Origin of the sequence: Pseudomonas sp. IT-P100 (genome assembly GCF_949767185.1) — a bacterium.
GTDB classification, from domain to species: Bacteria; Pseudomonadota; Gammaproteobacteria; order Pseudomonadales; family Pseudomonadaceae; genus Aquipseudomonas; species Aquipseudomonas fluorescens_B.
In genome coordinates, this window is the sequence record NZ_CATKQK010000002.1 from 159,671 (window position 1) to 179,734 (window position 20,064).

The 20,064-nt window shown below is 55.3% G+C and carries 22 protein-coding genes and 1 pseudogene; 9 read left to right on the forward strand and 14 right to left on the reverse strand.

Going from position 1 to position 20,064, the window contains the following annotated elements:
- The first annotated feature begins 8 nt into the window (after positions 1-8).
- Both ACM6IQ_RS01825 and ACM6IQ_RS01830 read left to right on the forward strand, forming a co-directional pair.
- Positions 9-389, forward strand: a complete 381-nt coding sequence (locus ACM6IQ_RS01825; protein ID WP_003229509.1) for a RidA family protein — start codon at positions 9-11, stop codon at positions 387-389.
- Positions 390-443: 54 nt separating this feature from the next.
- On the forward strand, positions 444-1,184 hold the full coding sequence (locus ACM6IQ_RS01830) for a hypothetical protein (protein ID WP_017341491.1): 741 nt from the start codon (positions 444-446) through the stop codon (positions 1,182-1,184).
- Between the two features lie 140 nt (positions 1,185-1,324).
- On the opposite strand, the gene ACM6IQ_RS01835 is transcribed toward ACM6IQ_RS01830, so the two are convergent.
- Positions 1,325-2,182, reverse strand: a complete 858-nt coding sequence (locus ACM6IQ_RS01835; protein WP_017341492.1) for an SDR family oxidoreductase — start codon at positions 2,180-2,182, stop codon at positions 1,325-1,327.
- A gap of 188 nt (positions 2,183-2,370) precedes the next feature.
- On the opposite strand from ACM6IQ_RS01835, the gene exbB reads away from it, so the two are divergent.
- The 6 genes from exbB (at position 2,371) to ACM6IQ_RS01865 (ending at position 9,282) form a co-directional block, all read left to right on the forward strand.
- Entirely contained in the window at positions 2,371-3,333 is a 963-nt protein-coding gene (exbB, locus tag ACM6IQ_RS01840; RefSeq protein WP_414877954.1) for a tonB-system energizer ExbB, read from the forward strand.
- A gap of 6 nt (positions 3,334-3,339) precedes the next feature.
- Positions 3,340-3,768, forward strand: a complete 429-nt coding sequence (gene exbD, locus ACM6IQ_RS01845; protein WP_017341494.1) for a TonB system transport protein ExbD — start codon at positions 3,340-3,342, stop codon at positions 3,766-3,768.
- Positions 3,765-4,511 (forward strand): energy transducer TonB family protein, encoded by a 747-nt coding sequence (locus tag ACM6IQ_RS01850; protein ID WP_414877955.1) that lies wholly within the window; start codon positions 3,765-3,767, stop codon positions 4,509-4,511. The genes exbD and ACM6IQ_RS01850 overlap by 4 nt, the downstream gene beginning before the upstream one ends.
- Positions 4,512-4,788: 277 nt before the next feature.
- Positions 4,789-5,718, forward strand: a complete 930-nt coding sequence (locus tag ACM6IQ_RS01855; RefSeq protein ID WP_017341496.1) for a hydrogen peroxide-inducible genes activator — start codon at positions 4,789-4,791, stop codon at positions 5,716-5,718.
- 9 nt (positions 5,719-5,727) lie between these two features.
- Positions 5,728-7,803: an ATP-dependent DNA helicase RecG gene (gene recG / locus ACM6IQ_RS01860; protein WP_017341497.1), complete on the forward strand. Its 2,076-nt coding sequence runs from the start codon at positions 5,728-5,730 to the stop codon at positions 7,801-7,803.
- Positions 7,804-7,881: 78 nt separating this feature from the next.
- Positions 7,882-9,282 carry an aminoacyl-tRNA deacylase and HDOD domain-containing protein gene (locus tag ACM6IQ_RS01865; protein WP_017341498.1) on the forward strand — a complete coding sequence of 467 codons (1,401 nt, stop codon included), beginning with the start codon at positions 7,882-7,884 and terminating at the stop codon, positions 9,280-9,282.
- Between the two features lie 271 nt (positions 9,283-9,553).
- Here the strand turns inward: ACM6IQ_RS01865 and ACM6IQ_RS01870 are convergent, their stop codons facing one another.
- Entirely contained in the window at positions 9,554-9,937 is a 384-nt protein-coding gene (locus ACM6IQ_RS01870; protein ID WP_414877956.1) for a helicase, read from the reverse strand.
- 332 nt (positions 9,938-10,269) lie between these two features.
- On the opposite strand from ACM6IQ_RS01870, the gene ACM6IQ_RS01875 reads away from it, so the two are divergent.
- Positions 10,270-10,668: a DUF6124 family protein gene (locus ACM6IQ_RS01875; RefSeq protein ID WP_017341500.1), complete on the forward strand. Its 399-nt coding sequence runs from the start codon at positions 10,270-10,272 to the stop codon at positions 10,666-10,668.
- 131 nt (positions 10,669-10,799) lie between these two features.
- Here ACM6IQ_RS01875 and ACM6IQ_RS01880 read toward each other — a convergent pair whose 3' ends face one another.
- The 12 genes and pseudogenes from ACM6IQ_RS01880 to ACM6IQ_RS01935 form a co-directional block, all read right to left on the reverse strand.
- The gene (locus ACM6IQ_RS01880; RefSeq protein ID WP_017341501.1) at positions 10,800-11,375 is read right to left on the reverse strand and encodes a lysozyme inhibitor LprI family protein; all 576 of its coding nucleotides are present in this window, start codon (positions 11,373-11,375) and stop codon (positions 10,800-10,802) included.
- An 88-nt stretch (positions 11,376-11,463) separates the two neighbouring features.
- Entirely contained in the window at positions 11,464-12,561 is a 1,098-nt protein-coding gene (locus ACM6IQ_RS01885) for a tetratricopeptide repeat protein (protein WP_050558267.1), read from the reverse strand.
- A 76-nt stretch (positions 12,562-12,637) separates the two neighbouring features.
- Positions 12,638-13,495: a tetratricopeptide repeat protein gene (locus tag ACM6IQ_RS01890; protein WP_414877957.1), complete on the reverse strand. Its 858-nt coding sequence runs from the start codon at positions 13,493-13,495 to the stop codon at positions 12,638-12,640.
- Between the two features lie 79 nt (positions 13,496-13,574).
- Complete coding sequence (locus ACM6IQ_RS01895) at positions 13,575-14,081, reverse strand: hypothetical protein (protein WP_414877958.1); 507 nt, start codon at positions 14,079-14,081, stop codon at positions 13,575-13,577.
- A gap of 111 nt (positions 14,082-14,192) precedes the next feature.
- The gene (locus ACM6IQ_RS01900) at positions 14,193-15,038 is read right to left on the reverse strand and encodes a tetratricopeptide repeat protein (RefSeq protein ID WP_017341505.1); all 846 of its coding nucleotides are present in this window, start codon (positions 15,036-15,038) and stop codon (positions 14,193-14,195) included.
- A gap of 88 nt (positions 15,039-15,126) precedes the next feature.
- Positions 15,127-16,854 carry a tetratricopeptide repeat protein gene (locus tag ACM6IQ_RS01905; protein WP_238588306.1) on the reverse strand — a complete coding sequence of 576 codons (1,728 nt, stop codon included), beginning with the start codon at positions 16,852-16,854 and terminating at the stop codon, positions 15,127-15,129.
- A complete protein-coding gene (locus ACM6IQ_RS01910) occupies positions 16,851-17,279 on the reverse strand; it encodes a hypothetical protein (protein WP_414877959.1) in 429 nt (142 codons plus the stop codon). Before ACM6IQ_RS01910 ends, ACM6IQ_RS01905 begins: the two co-directional genes overlap by 4 nt.
- Positions 17,280-17,303: 24 nt before the next feature.
- On the reverse strand, positions 17,304-17,786 hold the full coding sequence (locus ACM6IQ_RS01915; RefSeq protein ID WP_017341508.1) for a hypothetical protein: 483 nt from the start codon (positions 17,784-17,786) through the stop codon (positions 17,304-17,306).
- A 23-nt stretch (positions 17,787-17,809) separates the two neighbouring features.
- The gene (locus ACM6IQ_RS01920; RefSeq protein ID WP_017341509.1) at positions 17,810-18,259 is read right to left on the reverse strand and encodes a hypothetical protein; all 450 of its coding nucleotides are present in this window, start codon (positions 18,257-18,259) and stop codon (positions 17,810-17,812) included.
- 11 nt (positions 18,260-18,270) lie between these two features.
- Positions 18,271-18,370 (reverse strand): annotated as a pseudogene (locus ACM6IQ_RS01925) (cell division protein); the annotation flags it as partial.
- 514 nt (positions 18,371-18,884) lie between these two features.
- The gene (locus ACM6IQ_RS01930) at positions 18,885-19,496 is read right to left on the reverse strand and encodes a hypothetical protein (protein ID WP_414877960.1); all 612 of its coding nucleotides are present in this window, start codon (positions 19,494-19,496) and stop codon (positions 18,885-18,887) included.
- 155 nt (positions 19,497-19,651) lie between these two features.
- The gene (locus ACM6IQ_RS01935) at positions 19,652-20,056 is read right to left on the reverse strand and encodes a hypothetical protein (RefSeq protein WP_414877961.1); all 405 of its coding nucleotides are present in this window, start codon (positions 20,054-20,056) and stop codon (positions 19,652-19,654) included.
- Positions 20,057-20,064 lie beyond the last annotated feature (8 nt).

Genomic DNA, 20,064 nt, shown 5'->3' on the forward strand with positions numbered 1-20,064 from the left:
AGTCATTCATGACCAAGACTGTTATCACCAGCGACAAGGCCCCGGCCGCCATCGGCACTTACTCCCAGGCGATCAAGGCGGGTAACACCGTCTACATGTCGGGTCAGATTCCTCTGGACCCAAAAACCATGGAACTGGTTGAAGGCTTCGAGGCCCAGACCGTCCAGGTGTTCGAAAACCTGAAAGCCGTGGCCGAAGCCGCTGGCGGCTCGTTCAAGGACATCGTCAAACTGAACATCTTCCTCACCGACCTGAGCCACTTCGCCAAGGTCAACGAGATCATGGGCAAGTACTTTGACCAGCCATACCCTGCCCGCGCCGCCATTGGCGTAGCCGCCCTGCCAAAGGGTTCGCAGGTTGAAATGGATGCCATTCTGGTCATCGAGTAATACGTCCGGCGCAGCCCCTGGGCTGCGTCGATTCTGTTTTGAAAGGATTCCACCATGCGCCAAGCGCTAGCCCTCTCGCTGGTCGCCCTGTTCTTGGGCGGATGTGCCAGCAACCCTGCCGACCGCGACATCAGCGGCACCTGGATCAATCAGGTGGCGATCGACGCTGCATCCAAAGGCGGCCCACTGCGTGAAGCGCTCCAGGCCTATGGCCCGAACCTGGAATGGGACGTCAACACCAAGGCCGGGCAGGCCCGCTACACCAACGGTTTTGAAAATGTCGACGGCAAGCTGCTGGGCGAGGAGTCCGGCGCCTGGAAAGTCGACTTCTATGGCAGTTCCGCCAGCGAGCTGAAGCGTGACGGCAAGCAACTGAGCCAGATCGCCAGCGACAACGAACCCGCACAGGTCTTTGACCGCGCCCTGATCCCCGTACCGGATGGCGCGCCGATGGGTGCGAGCTTCGAACGCGCGCTGTATTCCGCCTACATGGGTGGCAGCTGGAAAGTCGTCAGCGGCCCCGGTGAAGGTAGCACTGTGCAATTCCAGGCCGACGGCCAGGTGACCGGTCTGCCGGGCGCGGATCGCTACGCACTGTGTCTGGCCGGCGATTGCGCGTCGATGAGTGGCGGCGACGACAACATGTGGCTGCAACTGAACGGCCAAGGCAACACGTGGATCTTTGCGCGCAAGGGCAAGGAACTGGAGATCCTGCAGGCAGTGAACACCGCACAGGCGGATGAAATGCCTCAGTTCACGCCGGGTCAGCGCAAATGGTTGCTGGAAAAACAGTAACCCGATCTTAAGACCACCAAAAAACTAATGGGGGGGCGGGCTTGCTCGCGAAAGCGGTGAAACAGTCAACGATGATGTTGAATGTTATGGCGCCTTCGCGAGCAAGCCCGCCCCCACATTTGGTTTGTGGTGACTGGGAGTCAGCAGCGGCCTTCGAGAATGGCGGCGTAACCTTCACGATAGCTTGGGTACTTTGGCGTCCAGCCCAAGGCCTTCGCCCGTGCATTACTGCACCGTTTGCTACCTGTGCGCCGCACGCTCGCATCCTCGGACCATTCAGTCACGCCCAGATATTCACGCAACCAGTCCACCACTTCGGCCAGCGGTGCAGGCGCATCGTCGACACCGATATAGATGTCATCCAGCGCAACACCACGCCGATCCGCCTCAAGCAGAAACGCCATCAGCCCCGCCGCGTCATCCGCGTGAATGCGGTTGCCGTACAGCGGCGGATCGATCGCCACGCGATAGCCGCGACGAACCTGAGTCAGCAGATATTCACGGCCCGGGCCATAAATACCGGTCAAACGCACGATGCTCGCCGGGATGCCACTGTTGAGCGCCACTTGCTCCGCCTCCAGCATCAGTCGACCTGAATAGCCGGCAGCGATGGTCGGCGATGTTTCGTCGACCCACTCGCCCTCCTGCTGGCCATAAACACTACTACTGGAAACGAACAGCAAGCGATTGGGCACCTGCCCATAGTCGCCCAGCCACTCAAGCACGTGCTCCAAGCCCTCGACATAAGCGGCGCGGTAACCGGCTTCATCGTGATCGGTGGCGGCCGCGCAATACACCAGGTAGTCCACCGCACCAACCGGCCAGGTGTGCGGGCAGTCTTTGTTGAACAGGTCGCCGGCAACACCGATCACCCCATTGGGCAGGCGCGAGACGTCACGTCGCAGGCCGTGAACCTCCCACCCTGCAGCCAGCAATTGTGTGGCCAGACGACTGCCGACGTCGCCGCAGCCGGCGATCAAAACAGATGGCGCGGACATCAAAAAACTCCTATCGGAAAGCCACAGACTAGCGCCGGCAATGGACGAGCGGCTAGCGATGAAGGAAAAAAAGATACTCTATTACTTTTGTTAACAAGAATTACTTGCAATAATGCCCACCACTTTTGTTCTCGGCCTTCGAGGCCTGGAAGAACATTTACCGTCTTTTTCTCTCAGGTCCGGCCAGCATGACACGCAATCAATTCCTCGCTTCGCCAACCAAACGACCTCGCGCCTGGAGCGCGGTGGCCGCCCTGCTGCTCAGCCTGATGCTGGCGCCAACCGCCACATTTGCTGACGCACAAGCGCCGGCTACCCCAGCCACCCAGGCCGCGGCCGCACCTGCTCCAGCCGATCACGCCGCACCGGCTGCCACCGACCCGGCCCAGGCAGTAGACACCACTGCCGAAGACGCTCCTGAAGTCCTCGAAGCCGACAACTCCCTGGGCATGGCCCATGACCTGTCGCCGTGGGGCATGTATCAGAACGCCGACATCATCGTGAAAATCGTGATGATCGGCCTGGCTATCGCGTCGATCATCACCTGGACCATCTGGATCGCCAAGGGTTTCGAGCTGATGGGCGCCAAGCGTCGTCTGCGCACCGAAATCGTCCACCTGAAAAAGGCCACCACCCTCAAGGAAGCCAGCGCGTCTGCCACCAAGGCAGGCACCCTCGCCAACTTGCTGGTGCATGACGCGCTGGAAGAAATGCGCCTGTCGACCAACAGCCGCGAGAAAGAAGGCATCAAGGAACGTGTCGCCTTCCGCCTCGAGCGTCTGGTCGCAGCCTGTGGTCGCAACATGAGCAGCGGCACCGGTGTACTCGCCACCATCGGCTCTACCGCGCCGTTCGTGGGTCTGTTCGGTACCGTATGGGGCATCATGAACAGCTTCATCGGCATCGCCAAAACCCAGACTACCAACCTTGCCGTCGTGGCCCCCGGCATTGCCGAAGCCCTGCTGGCGACGGCGCTGGGCCTGGTGGCCGCGATTCCAGCCGTTGTGATCTACAACGTCTTCGCCCGCTCCATCGCCGGCTACAAGGCGCAAGTGTCCGACGCCTCGGCAGAAGTCCTGTTGCTGGTCAGCCGCGACCTCGACCACCAGCCTGAGCGCAGCTCGCAACCGCACATGGTGAAAGTGGGGTAATCGGCCATGGGCCTGCATTTGAAAGAAGGCGCAGACGACGATCTGGCCGAGAACCACGAAATCAACGTCACGCCGTTCATCGACGTGATGCTGGTGCTGTTGATCATCTTCATGGTGGCCGCTCCGTTGGCCACCGTGGACATCAAGGTCGACCTGCCCGCCTCCAGCGCCAAACCGGCGCCACGGCCAGAGAAACCGGTGTTCCTCAGCGTCAAGGCTGACCAGCGCCTGTTCCTCGGCGAAGAAGAAGTGAAGGCCGAAGCCCTCGGCGCCACCCTCGACGCCAGGACCCAAGGCAAGAAAGACACGACAATCTTCTTCCAGGCCGATAAAGGCGTGGACTACGGCGACCTGATGAGCGTGATGGATAACCTGCGTTCCGCGGGCTACCTGAAGGTGGGTCTGGTCGGGCTTGAGACGGCAGTCAAGAAATGATCACGACGCGCCATAAGCTGACGCGTTACAGCGGGAGCCTGGCCGTGGTGCTGGGCGTCCATGCAGTGGCCATTGCGCTGGCGATGAACTGGACCGCACAATCACCCATCGAGCTGCCACCGCAGGCGATGATGGTCGAGCTGGCGCCGGTTCCTGCCCCGCCACCGCCGGCACCGCCAAAGGTGATAACGCCGCCACAACCACCCGCGCCGGTGGAAGAACTGCCGATCCCGAAACTGGCCGAAGTGCCGAAGGCAGAAATTACCGTACCGAAACCGGTCAAACCCAAGCCGAAGCCTCAGCCGCCCAAGCCTGTGGAGAAAAAGCCGGAGCCGCCGAAGGAAAAACCGTCCGAGGAAAAACCGAGCGACACGCAACCGACCCAGGCACCGACGGAAAAATCCGCACAACCGGCACCGGGCCCATCGCCCGCACAGCAGGCCGCCAAGGCCAGCTGGCAAGGGACGCTGCTCGCTCACCTGGCCAAGTACAAAAAGTACCCGGCCAGTGCCCAGGCGCGGGGCAAGGAAGGCTTGAACCGTCTGCGTTTCGTGGTGGATGGCGAAGGTAACGTACTGTCATTCGAACTGGTGGGCCGCTCCGGCAACGCCGATCTGGACCGGGCGACCCTGGAAATGATCAGACGTGCCCAACCGTTGCCCAAGCCACCGGCCGACATGCTGAACAACGGTTCCATCGAAATCGTTGCACCGTTTGTTTATTCGCTCGAACGTCGCCGCTAATCCACCGCTGAACCAGGGTGGGAATGGGCTTGCTCGCAAAGGGGCCGTATCAGATGACATCAATGTTGGATGACACACCGCTATCGCGAGCAAACCCGCTCCCACAGGAGATCTTCAGCGAGCGAAATACCTGCAAAAGGCACCCGAAAGGTGCCTTTCGCATATCCGCCAGCGGCAAACCCGCATTGCCCGGTGTCACCCGACACACTCTCTCTGATAACGTGCGTCTATCGATTGCAGCCGGTATGCTTGGCCCGCAACTTCATGGACGCTCGCTATGACTCTTACAGAATTACGCTACATCGTTACCCTCGCCCAAGAGCAGCACTTCGGCCACGCGGCCGAGCGTTGCCACGTCAGTCAGCCGACCCTGTCGGTGGGCGTGAAAAAGCTTGAAGACGAACTCGGTGTGCTGATCTTCGAGCGCAGCAAGAGTGCCGTGCGCCTGACCCCGGTCGGCGAAGGCATCGTGGCCCAGGCACAGAAAGTCCTAGAACAGGCCCAGGGCATCCGCGAACTGGCCCAGGCCGGCAAGAACCAGCTGACCGCCCCGCTGAAAGTCGGCGCGATCTACACCGTCGGCCCGTACCTGTTTCCGCACCTGATCCCGCAACTGCACCGGGTCGCCCCGCAGATGCCGTTGTACATCGAAGAAAACTTCACCCACGTGCTGCGCGACAAACTGCGCAACGGCGAACTCGACGCGATCATCATCGCCCTGCCGTTCAACGAAGCCGACGTGCTGACCCTGCAGCTCTATGACGAGCCGTTCTACGTCCTGATGCCGGCCCAGCACCCGTGGACGCAAAAAGAATCCATCGACGCCGCCCTGCTCAACGACAAGAGCCTGCTGCTGCTGGGCGAGGGCCACTGCTTCCGCGACCAAGTGCTGGAAGCCTGCCCGACGCTGACCAAAGGCAACGACGGCGCCAAGCACACCACGGTGGAATCCAGCTCGCTGGAAACCATTCGCCACATGGTTGCCTCGGGGCTCGGGATTTCGATCCTGCCGCTCTCGGCAGTCGACAGCCACCACTACGCCCCCGGCGTGATCGAAGTGCGGCCACTGACACCGCCGGTGCCGTTCCGCACCGTGGCCATTGCCTGGCGCGCGAGCTTCCCGCGGCCGAAGGCGATTGAAATCCTCGCTGACTCCATTCGCCTGTGCTCGGTGGCCAAACCGCCCGCGCCGGTAGTTGCGGCTTAAGTCGCTGTCATGACCGAGTTGTCGCAAGTGTCGGTAACGGCACTCAAGGGTGTCGGCGAGGCCATGGCCGAGAAACTGGCCAAGGTCGGCCTGGAGAATCTCCAGGACGTGCTGTTCCACCTGCCGCTGCGCTATCAGGACCGCACTCGTGTGGTGCCGATCGGCCACTTGCGACCCGGACAGGACGCCGTGATCGAAGGCACCGTCAGCGGCGCCGACGTGGTCATGGGCCGTCGCCGCAGCCTGGTCGTGCGTTTGCAGGACGGCACTGGCGGGCTCAGCCTGCGCTTCTACCATTTCAGCAACGCCCAGAAAGAAGGCCTCAAACGCGGCACGCGGATTCGCTGCTACGGCGAAGCGCGGCCCGGTGCGTCGGGGCTGGAAATCTACCACCCGGAATACCGCGCCATCACCGGCGACGAGCCGCCGCCCGTGGATGAAACCCTGACGCCGGTCTACCCGCTCACCGAAGGCCTGACCCAACAGCGTTTGCGCCAACTGTGCATGCAAACCCTGACGATGCTCGGCCCGACCAGCCTGCCCGACTGGCTGCCGACCGAACTGGCGCGGGACTATCAACTGGCGCCGCTGGCCGACGCGATCCGCTACCTGCATCACCCGCCGGCCGATGCCGACGTCGACGAACTCGCCCTCGGTCATCACTGGGCCCAGCACCGTCTGGCCTTCGAAGAACTGCTGACCCATCAACTGTCGCAGCAACGCCTGCGCGAAAGCATGCGTTCCCTGCGCGCGCCAGCGATGCCGAAAGCCACGACGCTTCCGGCCAAGTATCTGGCCAACCTGGGGTTCGCACCGACTGGCGCCCAACAGCGCGTCGGCAACGAAATCGCCTACGACCTCAGCCAGCACGAACCGATGCTGCGGCTGATTCAGGGCGACGTCGGTGCGGGTAAAACCGTGGTCGCCGCCCTCGCCGCGCTCCAGGCTTTGGAGGCGGGTTATCAAGTCGCGTTGATGGCCCCCACCGAAATCCTCGCCGAGCAGCACTTCATCACCTTCAAGCGCTGGCTCGAGCCGCTGGGCATTGAAGTCGCGTGGCTGGCCGGCAAGCTCAAAGGCAAGAACCGCGCGGCTGCGCTCGAGCAGATCGCCAGCGGCACACCGATGGTGGTCGGCACTCACGCGCTGTTTCAGGACGAAGTGAAGTTCAAGAACCTCGCACTCGTGATCATCGACGAACAACACCGCTTCGGCGTGCAGCAACGCCTGGCATTGCGACAGAAAGGCGTCGGCGGGCGGATGTGCCCACATCAGCTGATCATGACCGCCACGCCGATTCCTCGAACGCTGGCCATGAGTGCCTACGCCGACCTCGACACTTCGATCCTCGACGAACTGCCGCCCGGCCGAACGCCGGTGAACACGGTGCTGGTCACCGACACCCGGCGCGTCGAAGTCATCGAACGGGTGCGCGGCGCCTGTGCCGAAGGGCGTCAGGCCTATTGGGTGTGCACGCTGATCGAAGAGTCGGAAGAGCTGACCTGCCAAGCGGCGGAAACCACCTTTGAGGACCTCACCGCCGCCCTCGGCGAGTTGAAGGTCGGACTGATCCACGGGCGCATGAAGCCCGTCGAAAAAGCCGCCGTGATGGCCGAATTCAAGGCCGGCAACCTGCAACTGCTGGTCGCCACCACCGTGATCGAAGTCGGCGTCGACGTGCCGAACGCCAGCCTGATGATCATCGAAAACCCCGAACGCCTCGGCCTTGCGCAACTGCACCAGTTGCGCGGCCGCGTCGGCCGAGGCAGCGCCGCCAGCCATTGCGTGCTGCTCTACCATCCGCCGCTGTCGCAGATTGGCCGTCAGCGTTTGGGCATCATGCGCGAGACCAACGACGGGTTTGTCATCGCGGAAAAAGACCTCGAACTGCGCGGCCCCGGCGAAATGCTCGGCACGCGTCAGACCGGCCTGCTGCAATTCAAGGTCGCCGACCTGATGCGCGACGCCGATCTTCTTCCCGCCGTGCGCGACGCCGCCCAGGCATTGCTGGAGCGCTGGCCGGATCACGTCAGCCCGCTGCTCGACCGCTGGCTGCGCCATGGGCAGCAATACGGCCAAGTGTGAGCACCGTCGCAGATTCTGGACGATGCCTTTAAACAAGCTGGTTATACTCCTGCAATTGTTTGAATACGGATACAGACCATGACTGAAGCTGCCCTCGTCCCCGAAACCCCGCACGCTCCGTCTGTTATTCGGCTGCTGCTTGCCAAACTGGGCATCGCCTACGAAGAAGTCCTCGACCACCACGGCCTGAACGCCTCGCGCAAAGTGCAGGCGGTATTGCTCGACGACGCCGTCGGCGCGCTGATGGTGCTGTTTCCGCAGAGCCAGTTGCTCGACCTCAATCGTCTCGCCGAACTGACCGGTCGCCGCCTCGCTGCCGTGTCGACCGAGCGCCTGGAAAAAATGCTCGGCAAACACAGCCTGAGCCTGCTGCCCGGCCTGCCGGCACTGACCAGCTCGCCGTGCCTGTACGAAGAAAGCCTGCTGCGCGAACCGAAGTTGCTGATCAACTCGGGCGAGCCGGGCGTATTGCTGGAAATCACCAGCGAAGCCTTCAAGACCATGCTGACCAAGGCCAGCGCCGCCAACTTCGGCGAAAACCTGACCAGCATCCGCCCGAACCTCGACCGCCCCGACGATGACCGCGAGGAAATCACCCAGGCCGTCCAGGCGTTCACCGCTCGGCGCATCCAGCAACGCCTGGAAGCCACCATCGAAATTCCGCCGCTGGCCGAGACCGCACAGAAAATCATCAAACTGCGCGTCGACCCCAACGCCACCATCGACGATATCACTGGCGTCGTCGAAACCGACCCGGCCCTGGCCGCACAAGTGGTGAGCTGGGCGGCATCGCCGTACTACGCGTCGCCGGGCAAGATTCGTTCAGTAGAAGATGCGATCGTCCGCGTGCTGGGTTTCGACCTGGTGATCAACCTGGCGCTGGGACTGGCCCTGGGCAAAACCCTCAGCCTGCCCAAAGACCACCCGCAACACACCACGCCGTACTGGCAGCAATCGATCTACACCGCCGCCGTCATCGAAGGCCTGACCCGCGCCATGCCCCGTGCCCAGCGCCCGGAAGCCGGCCTGACCTACCTTGCCGGCCTGCTGCACAACTTCGGCTACTTGCTGCTCGCGCACGTCTTCCCGCCGCACTTCTCGCTGATCTGCCGCCACCTGGAGGTCAACCCGCACCTGTGCCACAGCTTTGTGGAGCAACACCTGCTGGGCATTAGTCGTGAACAGATCGGCTCATGGCTGATGCGCTACTGGGACATGCCGGACGAACTGGCCACTGCGTTGCGCTTCCAGCACGATCCGAGCTACGACGGCGCCTACGCTGAATATCCGAACCTCGTGTGCCTGGCGGTGCGCTTGCTGCGTAGTCGCGGCATCGGCTCCGGCCCGGATGAAGACATCCCGGATGCCTTGCTTGAACGCGTAGGTTTGACCCGCGACAAAGCCAACGACGTCGTCAGCAAAGTCCTCGAAGCTGAAGTGCTGCTGCGTGAACTCGCGTCGCAATTCACCCAAGCCTAAAAGCATCGCGAGCAAGCCTCGCTCCTACAGGATTTTGGTGATCCCTGTAGGAGCAAGGCTTGCCCGCGAAGAATCCCCCCAATCCAACTGAACCACCACACCCCCTGTGGCGAGGGAGCTTGCTCCCGCTCGACTGCGCAGCAGTCGCAACCCCAGCCAACGCGGTGTGCCAAATACAACCAAGGTCTCAGGCTTTAGGGCCGCTCCGCAGCCCAGCGGGAGCAAGCTCCCTCGCCACAAAAGCCCCCTCACCCAGTCTTGATCAAGGTTCTCAAGCCTTAGCCTTCGCCTTCCGCGGCTTCAAATACTTGGTCAACCCCTGAAACCAGATCACCAACACCGGGTTGCCCTTGATCTGAATCGACTTGTCCTGAATCCCCGTCATAAACGCCAACTGCTTGTTCTTCGCCTGCATCGTGGCAAAGCCATACGCTGCATCCTTGAACGCAATCGCAAACGCCGGTTCGGCATACACACCCGACTTGCTGGTAATGCGCTGATCCTTCACAAAGAAATGCCGCGCCACTTTCCCGTCCAGGGTCTGTAGCTGGAACACCAATTCCTTGTCACCCAACTGCTGCTGAAACGCAGGATTAGTCCGACTGGCCTTACCCATCAACAAACCCAGCATCCACAGAAGAAAACGAAATTTCATACGTGCAGCCTCAAGAGAAAAATGAACGGCCGGCGCAGTGTAGCGGCTTCGAGCAGGAACGCCACTGTTGTGCAGTGTTAGAAGAAGATGCCGGTATTTTTGACGCTGATGACTACCAAGTCATTGACTAAACGTCGATGTTTAAAAGCCGAGGACTTTTGATCTTTCTACGCTCGGTTCTATCGGACATTTCCTTCAACACGTGGCGCTGTTCATGAACTAGGCATCTCTAATCTTCATCGATAACCTTTGCTCGTTGCCGCGAAATCGGCGACCGGATGTGCAAGTCCGAAACCGGAGAAAAATTTCATTAACTCCAAGGATTTACACCAATGACCAATCCGACGCCCAATGTTCCCGAATACGAGACCACATCCCCCTACGAATCCTTCGATTCCAAAAAACTCCACGAAGCCGCCGAGCGCGCCCTCGACCATCACCTCGGAACACATCCTGATAAAAAATCCAAACGTCGCAATGGCGACCTCTTCAGCGTCTGCCCCGACATCAACACTGAAACCCTCCTCGCCAACGCCTCGGAAGACCTCTTGTCCATCAGCGCCATCGCCGCCGACCTGGCCGACGGCGTGGAAGGCTCACGCCGCTCCGTAGCCCTGGCGCTCAGCCGCATGGCCGACGGGGTGCATTTGCTGGTTGAGCGAGCGCTGGATCATCTGGATGAACCGGAAATGGCGGCGATTTTCGCCAAGCAACAAAGCCGAGTCAGCTGACCTGTAGGAGCCGGCTTGCTGGCGATGGCGGCGCATCAATCGACGTAAAAAAGGGGACTTGGCGTCCCCTTTCTCGATAATCCCTAACTCGACAGCCTGTCTCGGGCAGCGAGTTCAAACCTGTCATTTTTTTAGCGGTTCATGGGTAACTGAAAACGCATTCGTACAGCGCAATAGGCGAGGTCTTCGCGCAACATGCGGAAACTCATGTCGCACTGCGCATCGGCGTATTGCTTCCAAACCGGATCGTCGAATTCAACTCCGCCTAGCAGGTTGATCGAGGCCTTTAGGCCGTTTTCTCGATCCGGCCCTGCCATCAGCGATGCAGCTTTGTAAAAGCCATCATTCGGCATCCCTGTCTGTAGATAAATGAGTTCGCCCAACCGGGCATTGGTTGCACGCGCCAAACACGCAAGCTTCTCGATTGGCGCCTCAGCTCCCGGTAAAGCGGACTGATAGATATCTTCGCAATACGTTTCTTTGAAACGCACCCACTTTCTTTGCACGTCGGTCAGTTGCTTCTTGTCTGCGGGAGCCAAACTGGCCATTGCTTTCTTGTATTGCTCATTCAAGACGGCATCGACTTTCTCGAGGCTTTGCTGACCGCAAGTGATCAAATCGGGATTGGTGAAGCTGTCGTGGTTGCAGGTTTCCTGAGCATTCGCCGAGATCATCGACGCCGCTAAAACGAAGCCCGTCAACGCCATCGCAAGCCTCTTAAGTGTTGTGCTCACTGCTGGGCCCCTACGCTACTGCCAAGCTCCAGTTTCTGATTCGCCACAGCCTGCTCGCCCATTACTCCACCGCTCCTTTACTGCGCTCAGCCACTCGATCAGGAATCTTCGACCCCTTGCCCGCGCTGGTCATCAACGAGGCATATTGCTTGTAAGCCTGCGCCGCCCGCACCTTATCTTTCACGCCCCAGTAACTATCCGCGAGATTCAGATAGGCAACTGTTCTGCCGGGGTTTCTGGCAATAACCGCGTTCAACAACTCAATGGATTCTTCGTAATAGCCGGACTCGCCCAATAGAAAACCGACGTCGTTAGACCAGCTTGGCGATTGAACGAAGTCATACTTTTGCGCGATGTAACTGTGCGGATAGCAGTGGCCTTCGCCCCCATCCATCAGAAAATTCGCCATCACCGTCGAAACGGCCTCTTTCTGCCCTTTTCGATACAGCACCAGCGCTTGGTCGAGCTGGTACGCGATATCCGACATCATCAGTTTTTTGTAGCCCTCGGCGGGTCGCTTAACGTGCAGGTCATGCAACTGCTCAAACACCTTGCGCCCATCGAACGACGACAACGAGGTTTCGCCGATCATGCTTTTGGGTACTTCTTCAACACTGACTACCGAGCGATCACAGGACTCGTTGTTGGTTACCTGCACTAGGCTACTCAGCTCAAACTGTTTTGAGTTTTTGTTGTAGCGGAACACCAGATTGAAGTTGTAAACGCCGTTATCTTCTTCGTTACTGACCAGCACAAGCGCGTCCCCTGCTTCAGCGGAAGACTGCTTGACTGACACGGGCTCCCCTTGCATATCGACAACCGTAAGCACACCTGCCGGACTGTTGATCACGTTGATACTGAAGCCTTCACTCATGGCCGCCGAGTATTGGCTTTTGATTAACGGTATCGCTTTGGATGTATCCAGCAGAATGTCGTCGCTGGCCCCAGGCTCAGGCGCGATCAGCAGTCGGTGATAAGCTTCATCGGTATCACCAGTCAGCACAAACACGTTTTGACGTGATGCATCACCCATTAAACTGACCGGAATCTTCCTGATAACCTGCGGAGTAGCGAGCGCAGGCGAAAGCAGCAGAGTGACATAGCAGACTAACGCGCAAACAAAGCACAAAAAAAAGCGTTTCACTGTCTTCAATTCCATAATTCAATCAGTTGAAATTCCCGCGACAAAGGAACGCAGTCTCCCGAGAGACTGTATATAAATAACGCCACCCTTACTAATTCAAACGTTCCTCAACTCTCTTAGGAACCTTACTTGCAACACCTTTCTTCCTCATCGCCTTTCGATATTCAGCATAGTACGGCTTCGCCTCATCATGCTTTCCAAGTACCCAGAGAGAATCAGCAACATTAAGTTTCAAGGGCACTCTATCCGCCGCAACAGCCAACAAACGATTATAAATTTGCATTGCCAAAAGGTGCTCGCCACCTTGGGCAAAGTAGAACGCAATGTCATTATATTCAGATATATTTTTTTCAGGTGGATAGCACGCCATATAGGAGGCAATTCCCATGAAAACAGAGTCTCTTAATGCACTAGCGCGCGACTCATTCTCAGACACGCCAACCACATCAGAGATTAGTTGCTTCGGAGAAATTCCCCCATTAGAAAATTCGAAAACCCCTCCTTCCGCACTTTTCCATTTGTTGTCCAGCCATGCGCCGTCACATTGCTGAACTGAACCCACATTTTCGACACAGCCAGTTTCCAGCGAAACCATATCGCAGTATACCGGAGAGGAAACTATTTCACTCCCTTCCCCATCGACTACTTCTCCGGTATTTGTTCGCTGCACTATCACATATTTTTTATCGCCAGAGACAAGACCTATATCTGAGCTTGCAACGACTCCATTCTCATAACCCGCCAATTGAGTTGGGAGCGAGTATATGCTGAACCCATCTGTGGAGCCTTGATATTGCACATCATTCCACCCCCCATACTTCTCTTCATAATATTTAAAGCTTAAAGAACCACCTTTAAAACCAACAATTTTCAACGGCGCTGTATTTCCATAACTCGTATCAGTGAGCAAAAACACCAAACATGTGATCACACAGCACTTATTAAACATTTACTGCCACCTTTAAAAATGTGGGACAGACTTATTTTATCCCCAACTACAAAACCAAATTCACCCCTCCGACTAACTGTTATTTATCACCAGGTTCAACGTAATAAGTCTCAGCGTGCTTAAGCAACGACAGAAAGCTTCTCCTCAACTCATTAGTTTCCTTTTCCTCGCCACATGTCTCTATAAAAAAAACATGATTCCTGCCTGCCTCAAATGATGTGGTAAAACAAACGGAACCTAAAAAGTATACGCCCTCTACTCCAGACCAATTGCTACCAGAGTAGAGGTTTGCTTTTGATAGCGGATGCGATCCATTCCCAACTTTCAATCCATCTTTCTCTTGCGCATAATCGCCAGCTATTGCGTCCGCCAGAGTCATATCTTCGCAGCCGACCTTAATATCCCGCACCCTACCGTCTTTATATTTGTATTTAACAATAGTCTCGCCCTCACTTGTTTTCCCAGATGAGAAACCAGCGAAATCTTTTACCTTCATCACACAACCATTGCTTTCAACAACAAGATTCTCTCCAGCGTTCGCCAGAAAAAACGAGGACAATAAATACAAAGCGGCGACTTTAATCACTGTCTCTGCCTCTTAATAAATTAAGAAAAATGGGACAGATTTATTTATCGGCGACCGCACCACAAAGTGCCGAGCGCAACTAAACAAATCCATTCCCTTTTCCCTTTTTCGTTAAAGACTAGAAGAAGCTTCAGAGCGCTCAAATACTCGCGATGGAATTTTCGACTTTTTGTTTACCGACAGCATGAGTTTTTTATATTCAGAATATTGTTTTACGGCATCATTTTTATTGCCAACCGCCCAGTTTGAATCCGCCAAATTCAACCAAGCAACCGCTCTATTTGGCTGAGCAGTTACGATATCTTTTAGAAGCGGGATCGATTCCGCTGCTTGATTATTCTCCTGTAGAAAATAGGCATAATCATTTATCGCTGATACAACTACATCAGCCAATTCTTTGTCAGCCAGCCAAGCAGACTTATAATTTTCCGCATAAGCAGAAAGCCCGATGATCGCCTCCTCTTTTTTTCCTCTTTTAAACAACGACAGAGCATTGGCGTGAGCGAGACCAATCATTTCCGAATAAACAATTTTATGTTTCTTGTCATTGAGCAGAATCTTTCCATAGCGATTAACCAGACTATTATCTAATGCACAAATACCCACATCATCCACATCAGTTATAACTATCGCCGCGGAATCACTCTCAACGTTTATTTTTTTCCCCTGCGCTTGTTCTTCACTATAACTGTTTATGCCCGTGCTGACTGGAAAGAGGTTACCTTTAAAGCCTCCTTCTACAGCTGTTAAACTTGCTGCGATTACGCAACTACCTGACGTAGCCTGCCCATTATCGTTTCCCCCAGCAAGAACTAGCAACGAAGTTCGTCCTTGCACCTCCGTTAAAGCTGCACTTCCTGAATCGGAAACGTAAAGCGCCAAACTGTTTTGAGCCATTGAAATACTGGCAAAAAGCACTGCAACAGCAAACATCAAAATATTAGTAGCCGCTTTCATCTTTCAACCGCCCCTGTGCTTTCGCCTTTTTTGAAACAAATCTAATGCCAAGCTTCAGTTTTTTGATTCGCAACAGCCTGCTCGCTTACTACTCCACCGTTCCCTTACTGCGCTCAGCCACTCGATCAGGAATCTTCGACCTCTTGGCCGCGCTGGTCATCAACAAGGCATACCGCTTGTAAGCCTGCGCCGCCCGCACTTTATCTTTCACGCCCCAGTAACTATCCGCGAGGTTCAGATAGGTCACTGTTCTGCCGGGGTTTCTGGCAATAACCGCGCTCAACAACACAATGGACTCATCGTAATAGCCGGACTCACCCAATAGAAAACCGACGTCGTTAGACCAGCCTGGCGATTGAGCGAAGTCATACTTTTGCGCGATGTAGCTGTGCGGATAACAGTGACCGCTGCCTCCATCCATCAGGAAATTCGCCATCACCGTCGAAACGGCCTCGGTCTGCCCTTTTCGATACAGCGCCAACGCCTTGTCGAGCTGTTCCGCGACGTCAGTCATCATCAGTTTTTTGTTGTCACCGGCAGATTTAATGCGCAAGCCAGAGAGCTGCTCAAACACCTTGCGCCCATCGAAAGATGCCAAAGACATTTCACCGATCAGGCTTTCGGGTACTTCTTCAACACTGACAACCGAGTGATCACAGGACTCGTTATTGACGACCTGTAATACATTTTTCAGCTCGAACTGCCTGGAACTTTTGTTGTAGCGAAACACCAGGTTGAAGTTATAAACGGCGTTATCTTCTTCGCTGCTGACCAGCACAAGGGCGTTTCCGGCTTCGGCAGAAGACTGCTTGACCGACACGGACTCGCCTTGCATATCGATGACCTTCAGCACGCCTGCCGGGTTGTTTATTACGCTGACGCTGAAGACATCGCTCATGGCCGTCGAGTATTGGCTCTCGATCAACGGCAATGCCTTGGAGGTATCCAGCAGGATGTCGTCACCGGTGCCGTGTTCAGGTGTGATCTGCAGACGGCGGAAGTCTGCCCCAGCATCACCGGACAGCACAGACACGTTTTGACGGGACGCATCACCCAATAAACTGGCCTGTTGCTGTTTGATCACCGTTGGCTGATGGGCGCTGGAACTCGGCTGCACGACCTCACCCGTACTCAGCGAAACTGTTTCTTTCAAGGGAAGCGCGCAGCCGGAATCACACGCCATCTTCAGAAACTCAGGCTCGTCAGTCCCCTCGAACACATAAGTTGACGCGCCATTGCGTTGCCCGTCGCTGTACACCGGGACACTGACCGCCAACGAACCGGTGGCCGAAGATGCAGGGGGTTGATCCGCAACCGTTACCACGCTGGCTTCAACGTCCTTGCAAAGGGTGTTGATGGCGGAATCCAGAAGCCCCTGCCCCGCTCCAGCAACCAACTTCGCATTGGCCGGACGGCAGTCATAGCCATGCCAGTACGGGCCAATCTGTGTAGAGATATCCAAGGAAAAAATATAGATATGGTTCAGGACGATCTCTTTACCGTCATAGCTGAAAACCACCCAACGGCGCGATTTGGCCGAAGAGTAATTCTCACTGTCCAGGATGTACTGTCTGCCGGATCGATACAGCGCGTTGGTAAACATCGCGCCAGTGTCTTCCGGGGCATCGAACAATCGCTTTCCTGAGTTGGCATCTAAAATATAGCCGTCTGCATTCAAAGCGACGGAACAACTGCCGGGCGTCTTGCCGTAAGGCTCACAGATCGTTGCGTGTGGAAGAACAAACTCAGCGGCGCCAGCGCCAAAACTCAACAGCGCCATCAGGTACATTGAAATCTTCAAGGTATGCAGCTTCACCACTGACACCCCTTCTCGGGAGAAAACTCAATCTGCGGGTGATGCTCAAACCCATAGTGTTTCTTGCTTTTGGCATTGGTGTACGCCATGCCGTAAATCAGCGCCCCTTGACGGACCATGACATATTCGCCCGTGACTGCGCCGCCAACGACCTCGACCCACGTGGTGGTAGTGGTGGATTGAAAAGGTCGGCCGTCGGACATTTCTTCTTGCTCGGTACTTTTATAAACCAGCGGGATCGACTCTTTGGACGTCGCATACTTGGCCCCCGCCCCGCTCCACTTGGCGGCATGATCACTGTAGGCCCTGAACTCCAACTTTATGTCCTTGCCCTCCTGGGATCGAAAACAGGAAATTTCCGTTTCCACTTCGCTGTGAGCGAATGCGGGGAAGGCCAATAACATCAGCATCACTAACTTTTTCAAAGACAACTCCCTTTGCCAAATCGCTTATGAATCGGTGATTTTCAACAGCCGGAATTCGTTGTTCACAAACTCGTAATAGCGAGTTCGGTCGCGGTTCTTCAGCCGTTTACCCTTCATATCTTTTTCGGTATTGGCGGTGATGCCGGAGACGATGATCAAGTTGCTGTCGGGCTGGTAAGACAGCGTCAGCAAGTTGCCGTCGTAGGCATTGGGCAGACCCGTCGCGACCTCGCCGGTCTGCGCGTCCAGCACCTCGACACACATCGTGCTGCCACCACAGCCCACCCTGTGCAGAACGTAGTGCCCGGCGAAATTGACCTTGCCGGCGAGGGCTTGTGCTCGCGCTTGATCCATCCATTGGTTGCTGTTTTCCTGGGGCGCCAGGGCTTGGTTTGGACCAGCAAACACTTCGGTGACGGTGACGTCCGTGAAGGATGGATCGGCGGCGAAAGATAAAGAGGCTGCACCGGTCAGGATGCAACCCAATAAAATCGACAGTCCTTTCATGTTGTAACTCCTGAGCAAACCGATTATTCCCATTGGCAGCCTTTCTCCAAAGAGACTTCGGTGGCTGTATAAAAAAAACCGTATTCCTTTCCGCTCGACTTATTCGTGTAGCTCATCGAAACGATCATCCCCCCCTGACTCACCATTTCGTATGTACCCGTCACCTTTCCCTCAAGCACTTCAGACCATGTTCTTGTGAGCTCCCCTGGCCTATCCGGGCTCACTTCTTCAGATTGGCTGTCGGTTAAAACCAGAGGTATCGGAACACCGGATGACGCGTACTTAACAAAGCCACCCTCCAACTTGTTCGTAGTGTCGTAGTAGGTTCGAAGCTCGAATTTCACAGGGCTCCCGTCACCCATTTCAAAACACAGATTCTCCGACACAACCTCGCAGTGAGCCGTCAACGGCAACACGCCAATCACCAACAGCAGCAATCTTTTCACTTCAAATCCCTTGAAATAACCCGCCATTCAAATCGAGAAATCCTGCCGAGCATGTAGAGGGAATAGCTTTGCAGCGTGGCGCCGAATAGAGCGAGCCACCAGACTTGTTGCGCGCGGGGCGGTGGGTACGGCGTCGGCAACCCAGAGGGCTTTTCCGACCGTCACTAAAGCCGTCAATCCCGCTTAAGTACCTATTAGCCTGAATCAACTGATTGGGGATCAACTTACCATTGCTATGTCGCGCATAGGCATAAACTTGATACAGCGTACCGTAGGCCCCCATGCCTCTATGGTTAATTTCCCAAGAAACCAAAACAAAGACATTCTTTACATCCTGAACCGGATAAAAAAATATCGACTCGACCTTAGGCGGCGAACCAGCAACATCATATTTATCAACCAACTGTCTAGCCGATACTCCATCGTTATTTTTCACATCGAGGACTAGAGACACGGGATACTCTGCATCTCCCGTTTCCAAAACCAATAATTCCGCATTTTCGACAACAGTTGTTTTATAGGGGCCATCTATTACCGCTCCCCGCAGATAGAGGCTATCATCCTGCGCCACGGAAACCCTACAGAAGATAAATACCAATAATACAAAACAAAATTTACGCATCGTCCTTTTTGCCTCTCCTCGTTGTAAAAACTAATTTTTGCTAGGCGTAATGGCCTCAAATGACGCCTTTATATCAGATAACTTAGGATCACTTCTCAGGTTAGACCTAGGTATACATGCAGAAAATTTAACCGTGGTATCTTTCACACCCTTCAACCCATAGAAACAGTCGAACCACAGGCCTGTTTTGTCTAACGAAAATCTATTCTTGGCAGCAGCGACGTCTCCATCAGAGTTCCAAATCATAAAAGGAGACATTATTACTCGGACGGCAGCAGAACCCGATGCAGAGGGATGAACAAGATCTACCGAGCCCGTCTCAGACTCTTGATACAATACCTCGTCAACGGCATAGTTGTATATATACTTACCATGACAATCAAAACGTCCGGACATACTCAAACTCTTATCAAACTCAACCGGCTCTACAATAAAAACGTTCTCCTCAGTCAGTATATCCGGATTTAAATTAACGTTCGAGACCAAGTCCCCATAGCAAACCCCATTCTCAGCTCTCACGTTCAATTTAAAACCAGGAATCTCCGGAATTACAACTCCACACATATCCAGAGACTCGGTCTGAGCCACCGACGAAAGCGTAATGAAAGACAAGCCACCAAACAACATGAACAACACTTTCATTATAACGATCTCTTATGATAAGCGATCAAAGGAAAGAGACCAACTCTGATAGAGAAATAGCATGAACAAATGGGGGCAGATTTATTTATCAAAAGTCAAATTCATCTCACAAATAAATCCGTCCCCTTCACACCCCTTTACGCCTGTTAAGCGCATTAGTGCGTATCACAGCTCGGCCCACTGAGCGCTTCACCGTCAACCTTAAACTTACATACCTCAGTAATGTCTGCGCCCTGTGTTAGAGACATAAGAGTTAGAGTGAATAAAAGTTCATTATTGGAAAACTCTCCTTTTTCCAGCACAACCTCCGAGAAATCAGTGTTGAAGCTTTTTCCAGAAATACTGCAAAAATCCATTGAGTTACTGGCAGCACCTTTGCCACCTGGCTTTAGGACCTGAATTTTTATGCAAGGACTGCCCAGCAACTGATAGTAGCGAACCAACTTACCAGAAATGACAGCCGTATCGGCTTTATATATATTTACAACTGGATCTTTTTCATCCACTGCCAAGGCGCAGCAGGAAAAAGCCAAACCTACCAACAGCATTAAGTTTTTCATTTCTCACC